The organism is Flavobacterium sp. KACC 22763 (assembly GCF_028736155.1).
Classification (GTDB): Bacteria; Bacteroidota; Bacteroidia; order Flavobacteriales; family Flavobacteriaceae; genus Flavobacterium.
This window is the reverse complement of the sequence record NZ_CP117879.1, coordinates 2801791-2817701: the sequence shown is the minus strand read 5'-3', so window position 1 is coordinate 2817701 and position 15911 is coordinate 2801791. Positions and strand designations below refer to the sequence as shown.

The 15911-nt window shown below is 33.9% G+C and carries 11 protein-coding genes and 1 tRNA gene; 4 read left to right on the top strand and 8 right to left on the bottom strand.

The window, feature by feature from the left end; translation table 11 throughout:
• Nucleotides 1-13 precede the first annotated feature (13 nt).
• Together PQ463_RS11320 and PQ463_RS11315 are read right to left on the bottom strand one after the other, a co-directional pair.
• Complete coding sequence (locus tag PQ463_RS11320) at nt 14-1858, bottom strand: endonuclease (protein WP_274253790.1); 1845 nt, start codon at nt 1856-1858, stop codon at nt 14-16.
• Nucleotides 1859-2198: 340 nt separating this feature from the next.
• The gene (locus PQ463_RS11315; protein WP_274253789.1) at nt 2199-3713 is read right to left on the bottom strand and encodes a hypothetical protein; all 1515 of its coding nucleotides are present in this window, start codon (nt 3711-3713) and stop codon (nt 2199-2201) included.
• Nucleotides 3714-3998: 285 nt separating this feature from the next.
• Between PQ463_RS11315 and PQ463_RS11310 the strand changes: the two genes are divergently transcribed.
• The 4 genes from PQ463_RS11310 (at nt 3999) to PQ463_RS11295 (ending at nt 6464) form a co-directional block, all read left to right on the top strand.
• The gene (locus PQ463_RS11310; protein ID WP_012026684.1) at nt 3999-4430 is read left to right on the top strand and encodes a PaaI family thioesterase; all 432 of its coding nucleotides are present in this window, start codon (nt 3999-4001) and stop codon (nt 4428-4430) included.
• 3 nt (nt 4431-4433) lie between these two features.
• Nucleotides 4434-5498 carry a chorismate-binding protein gene (locus tag PQ463_RS11305; protein WP_274253788.1) on the top strand — a complete coding sequence of 355 codons (1065 nt, stop codon included), beginning with the start codon at nt 4434-4436 and terminating at the stop codon, nt 5496-5498.
• Between the two features lie 96 nt (nt 5499-5594).
• Nucleotides 5595-6311 (top strand): bacillithiol biosynthesis deacetylase BshB1, encoded by a 717-nt coding sequence (gene bshB1, locus PQ463_RS11300; RefSeq protein WP_111379060.1) that lies wholly within the window; start codon nt 5595-5597, stop codon nt 6309-6311.
• 79 nt (nt 6312-6390) lie between these two features.
• Nucleotides 6391-6464 (top strand) — tRNA-His (locus PQ463_RS11295).
• Nucleotides 6465-6733: 269 nt separating this feature from the next.
• Here the strand turns inward: PQ463_RS11295 and ypfJ are convergent.
• The 6 genes from ypfJ to panB all read right to left on the bottom strand — a co-directional run bounded on the left by ypfJ (nt 6734) and on the right by panB (nt 15880).
• Nucleotides 6734-7588, bottom strand: a complete 855-nt coding sequence (gene ypfJ, locus PQ463_RS11290; protein WP_111379061.1) for a KPN_02809 family neutral zinc metallopeptidase — start codon at nt 7586-7588, stop codon at nt 6734-6736.
• 162 nt (nt 7589-7750) lie between these two features.
• A complete protein-coding gene (locus PQ463_RS11285) occupies nt 7751-11797 on the bottom strand; it encodes a PAS domain S-box protein (protein ID WP_274253787.1) in 4047 nt (1348 codons plus the stop codon).
• A gap of 90 nt (nt 11798-11887) precedes the next feature.
• Nucleotides 11888-12544 carry a hypothetical protein gene (locus PQ463_RS11280; RefSeq protein WP_274253786.1) on the bottom strand — a complete coding sequence of 219 codons (657 nt, stop codon included), beginning with the start codon at nt 12542-12544 and terminating at the stop codon, nt 11888-11890.
• A 270-nt stretch (nt 12545-12814) separates the two neighbouring features.
• Nucleotides 12815-14143: an aldehyde dehydrogenase gene (locus tag PQ463_RS11275; protein ID WP_274253785.1), complete on the bottom strand. Its 1329-nt coding sequence runs from the start codon at nt 14141-14143 to the stop codon at nt 12815-12817.
• 75 nt (nt 14144-14218) lie between these two features.
• Nucleotides 14219-14908, bottom strand: coding sequence for an RluA family pseudouridine synthase (locus tag PQ463_RS11270; RefSeq protein WP_274253784.1), 690 nt, complete (start codon nt 14906-14908; stop codon nt 14219-14221).
• A gap of 153 nt (nt 14909-15061) precedes the next feature.
• The gene (gene panB, locus PQ463_RS11265; RefSeq protein ID WP_111366180.1) at nt 15062-15880 is read right to left on the bottom strand and encodes a 3-methyl-2-oxobutanoate hydroxymethyltransferase; all 819 of its coding nucleotides are present in this window, start codon (nt 15878-15880) and stop codon (nt 15062-15064) included.
• Between the last annotated feature and the right edge of the window lie 31 nt (nt 15881-15911).

Here is a 15911-nt window from a genome sequence, read left to right as displayed (position 1 = left end):
GAAAATCTAATTTTTAATTAATAATAACCTTTTTAAAAGCTGTTTTTTCTCCTTTTATAATTTTAATAATATAGATTCCCGTTGGAAGATTATGTACAGAAACTTCTGGAGAAGTTGTGTTTTGTTGTTCGAAAACTTTCTGACCAGAGAATGAGAAAATTTCAATAGAATAAGGGCTATTTACAATACCTGGCTGAATATTGAAATTTCCATTAGACGGATTTGGGTAAATTGCAATTTCGCCTGCAATGACTTCTTCTTCGATTTCAGGAGTCTGAACCATTTTGCTAGCTAAGTTGTTGCAAGTATCCTGAGAATACGAATCCCATTGTGCGCTTAAATTGAATGTTGTGCTCGGAGAAGTCACAGTCGATTTTCTTCTTAAAGTAACATCGATGGCAAAATTGGCTGTTCCACCATTAAAAGTTCCAATGATATCAATTAAAACACCGTTTTTAAATAAACCTACAGCATCATTTCCGTTAAAAGTCAGTTCGGTTGCTGTGGTCGAAATATTGGCCGCGCTTGTAGAGAAACAGCTTGATGACATAGAACTGTTTACAATTACAAATTTGCTTCCAGTTGTTAAAGTTCCGCTTAGAGCCAATCCAGTGCTCCAAGAACCAGCACCGTTTGTTTGTTTTTTGATTGTATACGCAGACAGATTAACAGAAGCTCCAGTATTGTTTGCAATTTCTAAAGCTTTGTTGTTTCCAGAACCTTCAATATATTCAGAGAAAAGAAGATCGGTTGCGGTTCCTGTTCCACTGCTGTCTGTTGTAACGCTTATTGTATTGCTTGATGCAGAAGCATTTCCTGCAGCATCTTTTGCTTTTACATAAATAGAATAAGCTGTTGAAGCGGTTAAACCTGTAATTGTTGTATTTGTGCTGGAAACAGTTGTTTTTAAAACACTATTAGCATAAACATCATAACCTGTAACGGCTACATTATCTGTTGAAGCTGTCCATGAAAGTGTAATTGAGGTTGCCGTTTTTGATGTTGAAGCCAAACTTGTTGGTGCGGTTGGCGCTTGAGTATCGCCAGAAGGAGTTCCGCCCCAAATTTGATTTACATATTCTGGATGATCAATAAACGGATTACGATTATTTTGGCGTGAATAGATTGCATTGTTTCTAGCGATTTCTCTTGCGCTAACGGGGTCTTGTGCATGCCAAGCCAAAAGCATATTCAAGAAAGCTGTTGTAAAAACTTGGTTGCTCGAACCATTAAACATAGCATAAGAATAACCTGCAACAGTGTTTTCGTATCGTGTTGCAAAATAGAAATACATTCTCGCGATATCGCCTTTAAAATCATTTATTGGTTCGAAAACCGTTCCCGAATATCCAGAAACAGCACTTGATCCTAATTTGCTTCCGTTTTGAGAAGTGTAGGTTGCGGAGCTTACATTTCCGTGAGGATAGTTGGAACGTATTCCGTTTACTTTTCCATCGGTTGGAGTTATAAAATGGGCATCGGAAACCATTGGTGACTGTTCATTAAAAACAGATTGCGGAATAATGTGTTCTCTATTGTAGCAATCGCCTTCAACAGAATAGCTACCACATCTTTGAGTAGTTCCAGTTGTATAAGTGTACGGATCTGTTCCTGATGGATTTTCAGAATACATGTCTAAAACAGTTCCGTCATTTTCGTAAAAATTGTCAACGTCAGAGGTTTGATAAGTAGTGTACAAACCTGCATATCCATTATCCGTATGACCTTTAATAATGTTATACAATTGTGTTTTTAAAGTATAGCCCGTTCCTGTTGCAGTGCTGTAATATCCAGACGGAATTTGGGCAAAACCAATTGCAGTAAACATCAATAACAGTAAAAAGTAGTTTTTTTTCATAATTAATAGTTTTAAGATTTGGTTGAGAAAACCATTTTAAAAACCTGATTGTTAAGTTTTTAAAAATGTGTTATAGCAAATCTACTACTTTTATGAAAGCAATACGTTAAGTGATGTTTAATTTTAGATATATTTTCTTACGATGTTTTTTTATTTGCCACGAAGGAGCTAAGACGCAAAGTTATTTCGGCACATTAGATTTTCGTTCCAGTATTCTGTAGAGACGCACTGCAGTGCGTCTAACGTATTGTGGATATTCGTTGCGTAGACGCACTGCAGTGCGTCTCTACGATATACTTTGTATAAAAAAATTTGTGCCTTAGCGTCTTTGTGGTAAAAACTACTTTTTAGGAAAATCTTGACTTTGATAAGCACCCAAATCTGGCGGAGAAGTTCTTGTAATTCCTAGAATATCTGTTGGAATTATATAGGCCTGATTCCCTTTCGCGAAAGCGGCAGAAGTTTTATCGATATTAAATTTATTCTGCGAAACATTATAAAACTTCGGATTTTCATTCAGAATAATGTTGTTGTAATGTTCAGTATCGGTTTTAAATTGATAATTAGGATTTGTAGTTGAACTGCTGAATTTTAGTAGACAATTGTTTAATTGATATACAAATGGAGCGCTTGTATTTTTATCTAAATTAAATTCATTTGTAGCCGAACCGTAAATAATGCAATTATTAAAAGTTGCCTGAGTAAGCGGATTGGCTTCTGGAGTTGCTCCTGCCAAAGAATTACTTAAGTTAACCGCAAATTGAGAAGGTGTCGACCAGTTATTGTTGAAAGTGCAATGTGTAAATTTGTAGTTTCCGCCATAAACACAAGATAGACTAGCTAATCCAGCATAATTAATGACTATGTTTTCTCCATTAATTTGTGCATTTTGAGCTAAGATTCCGTACTCAACACAATTATACACTTGAGTATTTTTAATTTCAATTGTATTTAATGGACTTCTGAATTCTAAACCAGTAACAGCATTTTTTAAAGTCAAATGATTGATAGCATGATTGGTGCTTCCTTTTTCAAAAATAACCGATTTCCACTGTCCTGGAATATCAGAGTAAAGCGATTCTAAACGATCGCCTTCAAAAATAACTTCGTTTTCGAGTTTATCAGTTTTAGAAGTTGTTCCATTAATTTGAAGTGAAGCATTATTTCCGACATATAAACCAGAATTGGCGTGAAAATGGATTCTTGAGCCAGCTTCAAAAGTTACTGTTTTGTTTTCGGGAACTCCTGCGTAACCATAAATTACGTAAGGTTTGTCATTTGTAAAAAGAAGTTCGTTTCCGTTTGTTGGATCATTTTCACTCAAATAAAATCCGTCAACCTCTTTGCCGTCAATTTTAATTTTTTCCTTTGTTCCGTCTGGATTTTGATTTGGATATAAAAATACAGCATCTTGAATTAAGGTTACCAAAGCTACCTCCTGCAAATTAGCACCGCTGTCAAACTGAATTTCATCAGTATATAAAAAATCTGTTGGATTGGCGTCTGTAATATCTGCTGTAGTTTCTATAAAAATGTACAAACTGTCTTTTGCTAAAAGCGTAACATCTTTATAAATCTTTCCTTCGTTGCCGCTCATTCCGTCAACCGTCATTCTGTATTTGGAGTTTAAGCCTTTTTTAAATTGTACAGTCGGAATCGAAATATCATTTTTACTTCGGTTATAGACTTTCAATTGATAAGTGCTTGAACCAATGTTTTTAAAAACAGTATCTAAATAAACGGTGTCTTTTGAAAATTTTAAATCTCCAGAACTGGCAACAGTATCAAAGTCAGTTCGGCAAGAACTGAATGCTAGAATTATTCCGAAAATAAAAAGTACAAAGTATTGACGCATTATTGTTTCTTTTTTGCCACGAATTACACTAATTTTCACAAATTTTATTTCAAATTAATTCGTGTAGATTAGTGTAATTCGTGGCTATATCATTTTTTAATTTTTTTAATCTGTGTATCCCGATAGCTATCGGGAGTGGCAAAAAAAAGCCAAAGATTGATTTTGATTGTTTTTGTAAAAATAACAAAAAACCTACAGGTTTGAAGTTGATTTTTAAATTTTAGAATCTGATTTTAGATTTATGTCTTATCTTTCTTTAATTTTACGTTTTTAAAGTTTATTTTAATGAATTATACAAAAGAACAGATTTTAGCGCGCTGTAATGAGTTTTCTAAAAACACATTAATGGAAACGCTGAAAATTGAATATATCGACGCCGGAGAGGATTTTTTAACTGCAAAAATGCCTGTAAATCCAAGCGTTCATCAGCCAATGGGATTATTGCATGGAGGTGCTTCTGTTGCTTTAGCAGAAAGTGTTGGGAGTGCGGCTTCTTTCTTTTTTATTAATCCGAAAGAGCAGGAGGTAAGAGGCATCGAAATTTCGGCAAATCATCTAAAAAGTATTCGTGAAGGCTATGTTTTTGGAACAGCCAGAATTATTCACAAAGGAAGAAGCCTTCATCTTTGGGAAATTAAGATTACCGATGAAGAAGGGAACTTGGTTTCGCTTTGCAAATTGACGAATATGGTTTTGGATAGAAAGAAAAGTGAGTAAATTATGAATTCATTTTTCTTAAAAATTAAAAATCATAAAGAACAGAATTTGCCTTTTGTACTTTATTCAAAACCTAACTCAACAAATTTTGTTGGGATTTTACAACAGAACAATAATTTAAATACCGTTTCTGATTACAGCGAAAAAGGATTTGTTTTTGCTTCTTTTGATGAAAAACAATTAATCCTGATTCCTGAAAATGAATCGGAAATTATTACTGCCGAAAAAGAAAAAACTTCTTTCGAACCAATTGAAATAGACGATTTGAGTTTTGATCCAGAAGCTAAATTTCAGTATGAATATTTAGTGGCTCAAGGAATTCAAGCCATTAAAAATGAAGAATTCAAAAAAGTAGTTTTGTCAAGAAGCGAAGAGGTGCCTTTGGCTGAATTTGATTTTATTGAAACTTTTCAGCACTTGGTTCAACTGTATCCTGCTACTTTCTGTTATTGTTTCTTTCACCCGAAAATTGGACTTTGGATGGGAGCAACGCCTGAAAAACTTTTAAAGGCAAACGGAAATGTTTTTGAAACCATGGCTTTGGCGGGAACGCAGAAAGATAATCAGGAAACAGAAATTGTTTGGCAGCAAAAAGAAAAAGATGAACAGCAGTTTGTAACCGATTTTATTGTGAAAAGACTTCGAGAATTTACAGCTTCGGTTGTGGTTTCTGAACCTTACAGTTTAAAAGCAGGATCGATTTGGCATATTAAAACGGATATTTCGGGTGTTTTAAAAGATAATTCAACTCTAGAAGAAGTGGTTGATACTTTGCATCCAACACCTGCCGTTTGCGGACTTCCAAAAAAGAAATCGAAAGCATTTATTTTGGATAATGAGAATTACGATAGAACTTTCTATACTGGTTTTCTAGGCGAATTAAACAGCACTTTTGCTGGAAATAATTCAAGTTCTGATTTATTTGTAAATTTACGATGTATGCAGATTCAGGAAAATAAAGCCATTCTGTATATGGGCTGCGGAATCACAAAAGAAAGTGTTCCCGAAAAAGAATGGGAAGAAAGCGTGAATAAATCAATGACGATGAAAAGAGTCTTGAGAAAATAGTTTATAAATTGTTTCAAGTTTAAGGTTTCAAGTTGTCAACAGAACTTGAAACCTGAAACTTGAAACCTGAAACTTGAAACCTGAAACAAAAAATAAATGAAATTAGACATATTAGCCTTCGGGGCGCATCCAGACGACGTAGAATTAGGTTGTGCTGGAACCATTTTAAAAGAAGTATCACTTGGTAAAAAAGTAGGTATTGTAGATTTAACGCGTGGTGAATTAGGAACGCGCGGAACGGCTGAAATTAGAGATCAGGAAGCAAAAGACGCTGCGGCCATTTTAGGAGTTCTAGTGCGTGAAAATTTAGCAATGCGCGACGGGTTTTTTGTTAATGATGAAAAGCATCAATTAGAAGTTATTAAAATGATTCGCAAATACAAACCAGAAATTGTATTGTGCAATGCAATCGACGATCGCCATATTGATCACGGAAAAGGGAGCAAATTGGTTTCTGATGCTTGCTTTTTATCGGGTTTAATGAAAATTGAAACTTCAATAGACGGAGTGAAACAGGAAGCATGGAGGCCTAAAGTAGTGTATCATTATATTCAATGGAAAAATATTACTCCAGACTTCGTTGTGGATATTACAGGATTCGAAGAAAAAAAGGTGGAAGCGATTATGGCTTATAAAACCCAGTTTTATGATCCGAATTCAAATGAACCTGCGACGCCAATTACGAGTAAAAACTTTTTTGAAAGCCTAAATTATCGTGCAAAAGACTTAGGAAGACTAGTTGGGAAAGATTTTGCAGAAGGTTTTACAGTTGAAAGATGTTTGGCAGTCAATAGCTTAGAAAATTTGATATAATTTTTATGAAAATTTTTCATTTTTTTCTTTGTAGAACTCAACCTTTGTTCTATATTTGCACTCGCTAAGCAGAAAAATGGTGGTTGTAGCTCAGCTGGTTAGAGTAGCGGTTTGTGGTGCCGCGGGTCGCCGGTTCGAACCCGGTCAGCCACCCAGATTTAAAGCCTTGAAGAAATTCAAGGCTTTTTTTGTTTTCTGACGAAAACTAAAAAAAGTAAAATTCCAATTTTTTGAAATTGCTTCGCCTATTCGCTATCGCTCGGGTCCAAATTCCAACTCATTGCAGTTTGAAATTTGGAATTTTTTATTTTGAATCTAATCTCAAAGAGTTTGGAATTTGGAATTTTTAAAATATTGGAAATTAAAAAAGCACAACTGCTTAAGTTGTGCTTTTCTGGTGGTTATTATATTTGGTTTATGTATTATTGAATTTCTTCAAATGTAGTACCTTGTTTAATATCGCCGGTTTTGTAACCTTTTTTAAACCAATACATTCTTTGTTCTGAAGTTCCATGGGTAAAAGAATCTGGAACTACATGTCCTTGCATTTTACTTTGAATAGCATCGTCTCCAACAGCGTTTGCCGCACTTAATGCTTCCTCGATGTCGCCAACATCTAGATTTTCTTGATTGTAATGTGCCCAAACACCAGCGTAGAAGTCAGCTTGTAGTTCTAAAGCAACAGATAGTTTATTAGCCTCGGCTTCACTTTTTCCTTGCTGTTCCTGACGCATTTTTGCAGACGTACCAAGCAAAGTTTGTATGTGGTGGCCAATTTCATGTGCGATAACGTAAGCAATGGCAAAATCGCCACCTTTTGCGCCAAATTTACTTTTTAGCTCCTCAAAGAAACCTAAATCCATATATACTTTTCTATCTCCCGGACAATAAAAAGGACCAGAAGCCGATGATGCGCCTCCGCAGGCAGTTTGTACGCTACCTTTAAAAAGCACTAATTTTGGTTTTTCGTAGGTCATGCCATTTTCGGCAAAAACTTTACTCCAAATATCTTCATTATCTGCTAGAACAACTCTAACAAAATTCCCCATTTCTTCGTCTTCCTTGCTTAAAGGAGCTGCAGCTTCTGTCTGTTGGCCTTGACCGCCTTGCATTTGCTCTAAAATTGGTGCTATCTGCTGGCCAGTTTCGCCACCAAAAACATTAAGCAGTAAAACAATGATTCCGATAACTCCACCACCAATTATTGCTTTACCTCCGCCGGAAATTGATCTTCTGTCTTCGACATTATCACTTTGTCTTCTGCCTTGCCACTTCATATTGAATTGTTTTTATTTTATGTTTGAAACGTTGTACGAATTTATAGATTTTTTATGATAAATTTTACAATTGAAACGCTTATGTTTAGTTTTTGGTCACACTTTTCAGTGCCAGCAAACAATCTGAAACTGAAAACTGCGACTGCGACTTAAAACTAAAATTTATCCCAGCCATTTAATTAAAGCTTCTTCAACACTTCCTTTCATAATTGGTTTAGAAATGTAATCGTCCATTCCAGCAGAAATGCATTTGTTGCGTTCTTCCTTTTCTGCGCCAGCAGTAACGGCTATTATTGGAACATCGCGTCCTTTTTTAGTATTTCTGATTGCTTTGGCAGTTTCGTAACCATTCATAATAGGCATCTGAATATCCATAAAAATAATGGTCGGATTAATTTTTTCAAATTGCTGAATGGCTTCATATCCATTTTCACATTCGAAAATAAAAGCATTATTGTATAGATTTTTTATAATTGTCTTAAGAAGAAGCATGTTTACTTTGTTGTCTTCCACAATTAAAAAAGTAATATTATTGCCGTTTGTTTCTATTTCATCAGAATCCAGATTGATGTTTAAACTTTTGAGTTCGGCATTGTATTTATCATTAATACTCTGGTTGCTTGTTTTTAAATTCAAATCAAAGAAAAAAGTGCTTCCTTCGTCAATTTTGCTTTCTAGTTGTAAACGGCTTTCCATTAAAGCAAGCAACTGATTAGATATGGTTAAACCAAGACCAGTTCCTCCAAATTTTCTTGTTGTAGAACTGTCTTCCTGAGAAAAGGCTCTGAAAATTTTCTTTTGATTTTTTTCTAATATGCCAATTCCGGTATCGATAACCGCAAAACGAATAACACAATTGTTGTTTTTGTTTTTTTCTAAAACGGAAACATTTAATTTGATGGAACCTTCAGTTGTAAATTTAACTGCATTAGAAAGCAGATTAATCAAAATTTGTTTGATGCGGACAATATCTGTCCAGATATATTTTGGAACTTCAGGGTCTATATTCAACTCAAGTTTTAGATTCTTTTTGTTGGATTCGTATATAATTAAATCAAAAATTTGTCCTAAGATTTTTTTGATATCATATAAGTCAATAAAGAGCTCTAATTTTCCAGCCTCAATTTTTGAGAAATCTAAAATGTCATTAATAATTTCAAGAAGAGAATGAGCCGATTGATTTATTGTGGTCATGTATTTTTCTTGAATTTCCTCCAAATCTGTTTTCATTAATAAATGTGTAAAACCAATAATTCCGTTTAGAGGAGTTCTAATTTCGTGAGACATATTGGCTAAAAAGTCAGATTTTGATTTGCTTGCGGCTTCTGCTAGCTGTTTGGCTTTTATGGCGTCTTCGATTTCTTTTTTGCTTGTAATATCAAAATAAATTCCGCCAACAAATTCAATTTCATCATCTCGCTTAATTACATCTCCAAATTCTTCTATCCAAATATACTCTCCGCTTTTGCGCTTAATGCGATATACATTATGCAAAGGCATTCCGTTTTGGAGATTATCGATTTGATTGTTAATTACATCTTCTTTATCATCAGGATGAATTAACGACAGAAAAGACAAATTATTTTCAATAAATTCAGATTTTGAATATCCTGTAAGGTTTGAGACTTCATCGTTTAAGAATATTTTGGTCGAGAAAGCATCAAATTTTGATAAATAAACCGTTCCAGGAATATTATTGGCAATCAATTTGAATTTTTCCTCGCTTTGGATAATCTTGGTTTCATTTCGGTTTCTTTCTAATGCAGACGAAATGTTATTTGCTAAAACCTGAAAGATATTAATTTCGTCTTCAGACCATTCTCTTTCTGTCGTGCAATCATCAAAGCCTATAAAACCAGTGAAAATGTCATTTATGTAAATTGGTAAAATTAAAATTGACTGAATTTCGTTATCGCTCAGAAGCTTTTTGAAAAAACCATCATTAAGATTTCGCGTTAGCGTATTTAAGATTTTTCTCTGCGATGCAGCATCGTATATCTCTCGCAGATTTTCTTCGGTCATAGATCGCAATGGCGTGATCTGATGCGTAACCCCTTCACGTGACCATTTGTATTTCTGGCTTACAGTATTGTAAATAGCATCTTTTTCGTAGTAATACATATGATCTACTTTGGCTGCTTTTCCAATAATGTTATACGTTTCCTCAAACATCTGATGAGTAGTTTTGCTTAGCAGGAACTTTTCGGTACACAAAGAAAGTGCAGACAAAAGCTGACCCTTAAGTTCTAATTTTCTTTCTGCCTCCAATCGCATTTGTGAAGAAATGGCAAGCGAAATTACATCTGAAATAGTTCTCGCATAATTAATGTCTTCATTATCCCACTCGCGTTTATGTTCGGTGCTTTCAAAACAGACAACTCCCGCCAATTGTCCTGTTAAGAAAATAGGCACATCCAGCATTGATTTTATGTTGTTTTTTGTAAAATAAAGCTTTTGAAATTCAGATGTTTCCAATTTGTTGAATACATCTGGAGCATTTATGATGGCTTTGTTGTTTAGTGTTTCAAAATAAATAGGATAGGATTCTTTTTTTAAAATATTTTTGTCACTTACGCTTTGATTGTCAAGGCTAAAAAGATTTTTGCAGGTAATGAGGTCGTCGTCATATTTCCAGAAACTTACACGATTGACATCGCTTATTATAGCAGCTTCTTTCAGTATTAAATCAATGATTGTGTTTAGTTCGTCATATTTGCTAAAGTCTGTAGTAGATAATTTCTTGGTCGAACTATTATAAGCTTCAATTTTTTTAAGACGTCTTTTTTTCTCCTTTTCGATATTCTTTTTCTCGGTAATATCTCTTGCAATTCCAGAAAAGCCAGTTGTTAATCCTAAATCATTTTTGCGTACAATGATCTTTTGCGAAATCCACATTTCTTCGCCGTTTTTCTTCAGAATTGGAATTTCAATAATTGGATAATTATTTTCATTTAGCACCAAATTTTCATAGAAATCTACGGCACTGGTGATATAGTTTTCGTGAATAAAATTTGAATAATGCTTTTTAATGATTTCATTTTCAGTATAGCCAAGAGTAGAAAAGCCAAATTCATTGATGAAAGTAAAATGGCCTTCGGCGTCAATTTCAAAAATGATATCGGTCGCGGTCTGAATTAGATTTTTGTATTGATCCTGAACGATAACCTGCTCCGTAACATCTTGTCCGATACTGATGATTAAATCTTCTGAGAACTTTTTATCTTTCCATTGGATATATTTGTATTCGCCGCTTTTTGTTTTTAGTTTCCTGATGTACAGCTTGTTTTCGTGGTTTTTGATTGGATCTAATTTTTCTTCTGAATCCTCGGTTAATTCCCAGAATTTTACTCCCATAACTTCTTCAGGCTGATAGCCTAAAATAGGAGTTATGGTTTCGCTGCAAAAAAGAATTTCGCTTTTTTGATTGGAGGCTATTGTAAGTGAATTTCCTTTGTGAACTATTTCATTTGCAAACCTAAAATTGTCGCGATTGTTTAATAAAACAGCATATTTTACCTGATTTATAATGAAAATTAGAATGCAGAAATTAAGCAATAAAATGGAGGATTTTATTGGAATAAGATGAAATGCTAGCGTGGCAATTAAAAAAGCAAAGGTTAAGCCGACAAAAGTCCAGTAAATTTTTATAGGCTTGAGGATGTTGTACGAAAAGAAAAAAGAAATAAGGAAAACAATAATCGGTACAACGTCATTTCTTAAGGTAACAATGTTGTAGGCGACATAACTAATATAAATAAAGAAGCAAGAAATAAAAATCTGTTGGATTTGATCTCTTACCCATTTGATTCTATTTGTTACAGTGTAAATGAAAAGAACAAAAATGCCAATGAGAACATTGACTACCAATAGGCTTTTGGGTCTAATTTTGAAGATTTCATTGATAATTTCGATAACAATTACCGCAATGCCAAAAAATAAAATATAAAGCTGATATTCTCTGCTAACAGTATCTTGTTCTTTCTTTTTTTCTATGAAATATCCAATTTTTGATTTGATTTTGAAAAATTGATAGACCAAAAGCGACAGAAAAGCAAAGAGCGATAATCCTAAAACAATAAGTTTATGATTATTGTAGAAAATGATATCAGGATTAAATACATACCATCCGGTCATAATTGATTCAAAGGCACTTCCACTAGCGGAAATTCCTGAGATAACCGAATTGAAAAAACTACAGTTTGCGACCATAGAATTTGGGGTATGTTAGTTAAGTAAATAGCGTTTTGAAAATTCTTAAAAAGAAGTGGTTAGGTTCTCTATAATTAAGAATTTTCTATTTTAATCTACATTGTATTTTCCGATTGAATCAATTGAATCTTCTTCTTCAGATTGTGTTCCAAAAATGGCAAAATATGTAGCATATTGCATTGAACTGTTAAAAACTGCAGTAAATATTACTCCTACACAGCATGCTACAAGCCCTACTAAAGCACCCAAAAAACCTATGATGAAAAATGCAAATATATTTAGCGGATTTTTAGTAACTATAATAATGCTTGCTTTTAAGGATTCTATTCCTGTTAAATTTCCAAAGATAATTAGAGGGGTTGATAAATAAACGAAATAGGATATAATGTAGGGAATTGCAAATGCAATTAATTCTCCAAAGGGAATATTTAAACTTCTAATTAAATTAGAAAGTAAGTTTCCTGTAATAGCGGCAATAATAGCTGCGATGAAAATCTGTGCAAAATATTTTCCTTTGTAATAGCAGAACATCGTAGAGACATTAAATTCAATATCTTTATCTGCAGAATCTGCCATTTTTAAAAATCCTGCGCCAAAAGGAGCTATTAATGCTGCTAGCACAGAAAAGCCAATTGTTTGAACTAAAAGTTCAACAGCTGTAAAATTTTGATTTGTAAATTCCTTTAGATAATCTTCCTTTAGACTTTCAATTCCAAAATAGGCAATCATTATTCCTATATATGCCATCACAATGATAATGGTTAAGACCAAAATGATAAGTCCCGAATAAAGGGCTATTTTTTTATAGTTTTCGAAAGCGTGGTTAAAAACTGTAGAAAAATCAAGGGAAAAGCCATTTTTTTTAATGTCCTCAATTTGATCACGTGTAGATTTCATTTGTATGTAGAATTGTTTTATAGACTTATAATATTTGAAAGGTATCTTGACGTAAATATAATATTTTTAATCAATTCTGTATCAAAATCTACAAAACATTCCGAAATGTTTTTAACTGATTTATAGCCAGTCTAAAATCCTTTTTATGGAAACTAGTTTATTTTTATATGGTGCATAACGCATAGGTAAATCAAGCCAGTTTGCTTTTTTTACAATTGCTTTATGGTGAGAGAATGTGTCGAAGCTTCGTTTGCCATGATACGCACCAATTCCGCTATGGCCAACACCTCCAAAAGGCAATCTGTTATTAGAAAAATGAATAACAGAATCGTTGATACAGCCACCTCCAAAAGAGTATTTTGAAATTAATTTCTGTGTAAATGAATTATTTTCGCTAAAAACATAAAATGAAAGAGGCTTCTCATAACGGCTGATAACCTTTTCGATGTCGTTTTCATTTTCGTAAACTAAAATCGGCAGAATGGGACCAAAGATCTCTTCGGCCATAACTGGACTATCTAAATCTGGCTCTTCAAGAAGCGTTGGTGCGATATAAAGTTTGTTGGCATCGCTTTCTCCTCCAAATAAAATATGCTCATTTTGAATCATATTGGTCAGTCGGTACCAGTTTTTTGTATTTATAATTCTAGCAAAATCAGGAGATTTGTCAATTTTCTTGCCGTAAGCTTTGATGATTTCTTCAATTAAATATGAAATGAAATTCACCTTCATGTTTTTCTGAATCAGAATATAATCGGGAGCAATGCAAGTCTGGCCAGCATTAATAAATTTTCCCCAGACAATTCGTTTGGCCGCAAGTTTTAAGTTGGCAGTTTCATCTATAACGCAAGGATTTTTTCCTCCCAATTCGAGTGTTACCGGAGTTAAATTTTCAGCTGCCGCTTTTGCAACAATTTTACCTACAGCAACGCTTCCAGTAAAAAAGATATAATCCCAACGCTGTGCCAGCAGTTTATTAGAAACTTCGATTCCGCCTTCAAAAACTTCAACATGATTAACATGAAAAGTTTTTTCTATAATTTTTGCAATTACGGCAGAGGTATGAGGTGTAAGTTCAGAAGGTTTTAAAACTACTCGGTTTCCTGCAGCTACTGCAGCAACCAAGGGACATAAAGCAAGCTGAAAAGGATAATTCCAAGGAGCAATGATCAATACGTCTCCGTAAGGTTCTTTGTAAATATAATCGCTAGAAGGGAAATTAAGAATTGATGGAAGGACACGTTTAGGTTTGGCCCATTTATTAATATTTTTTATAACATCTTTCAGTTCTGAAATGACGTAATTGGTTTCGGTCAAAACAGCTTCGAATTCAGGTTTTTTAAAGTCATCGTATAAAGCTTTTACGATTAAATCTTCGCTTTTCTGAATATTGTACAATAACTTTTTTAGAGTTTCCTTTCGATATCCGATGTTGTTTTTATAATCCATTTTCCGATTAACTTGAATTTTTCCTATGCAAGTTAATTTATAAAATTTAAAAACTTAACAATTAAATCATAAAAATCATACAGCATTCCAAATCGGGTCGTCTGGAGTTGGTGCGATAATCGTAATGTTTTCTTTAGAAACAGGATGTATAAAAGTTAGTTTTCTCGCATGAAGATGTATTCCGCCATCGGGATTGCTTCGGTCTGCACCGTATTTAAGATCACCTTTAATTGGAGAGCCAATTGCAGATAATTGTGCGCGAATTTGATGATGACGCCCAGTATGCAAATTGATTTCCAACGCCGTATAATTTTGAAGTTCTTTGATGATTGTATAATCTAAACTGGCTAATTTGCTGTCTGGAACTTCTTTTAAATGTGCTTTTGAAGTATTGTTTTTTTCGTTTCGTTTTAAATAATGAACCAGTTTTGCTGATGCTTCACGAGGTTTATTTTTTACAACAGCCCAATATGTCTTTTTAGTTTCACGATTGCTGAACAATTCGTTCATTCGAGATAAAGCTTTACTGGTTCTTGCAAAAACTACAATTCCTGTTGTAGGTCGATCCAAACGATGAATCACCCCCAAGAAAACATCTCCAGGTTTGTTGTACTTTTCTTTAATATATTCTTTCACAATATCAGACAAAGGTTTGTCGCCTGTTTTATCGCCTTGAACAATATCGCCCACACGCTTATTAACCACAATAATGTGATTGTCTTCATGAAGTATCTGTAAGTTATTTTTATTTGAAACAATTTTCATATTAGAATTTCGAATTATTTGGCTAAAGCCCTATAATAGCTTAAAAATAAACCTCCAGCTAAAGCTGGAGGCAATTTATATAAAAACTTTGAACCTTTGTTCCTTTGCCTCTTTGAACCTAAAAACTTAGAACCTTAGTATCTTAAAAAAAAATTAATATTGTTCATTAGCATTAGGGAAATCACTAGACTTAACATCAGCTGCGTATTGCCCGATTGCTTTTGTCATTTCTTCGTAAAGATTTAAGTAACGACGAAGGAAACGCGGACTGAATTCGTTATTCATTCCCAACATATCGTGAATTACTAAAACTTGACCGTCAACACCGCCGCCAGCTCCAATTCCGATAACTGGAATAGAAATGCTATCAGCTACTTTTTTAGCAAGAGCTGCTGGAATTTTTTCCAAAACAACAGCAAAGCATCCTACTTTTTCAAGCATTTGAGCATCTTCGATTAGCTTCTCAGCTTCTTCTTCTTCTTTTGCGCGAACCGTATAAGTTCCGAATTTATAGATAGATTGAGGAGTTAGCCCTAAATGTCCCATTACTGGAATTCCAGCATTTAATATTTTTTTGATAGACTCTTTAATTTCTTTTCCTCCTTCAAGTTTTACAGCATGTGCACCACTTTCTTTCATAATTCTGATAGAAGAACGTAAGGCTTCTTTTGAATCTGACTGATAACTTCCGAAAGGTAAGTCAACTACAACCAAACCTCTTTCTACAGCGCGAACTACAGAAGAAGCATGGTAAATCATCTGATCTAAAGTAATAGGTAGAGTAGTTTCGTGACCCGCCATTACGTTTGATGCCGAATCACCAACTAAAATTACATCAATACCAGCGGTATCAACAATTTTAGCCATTGTATAATCATACGCAGTCAGCATAGAGATTTTTTCTCCATTGCTTTTCATTTCAATTAATGACTTTGTTGTGATTCTTTTATAATCTTTTTTTGCTACTGACATTTTATTGTTTTTTTGATAATGTAAAAGTATT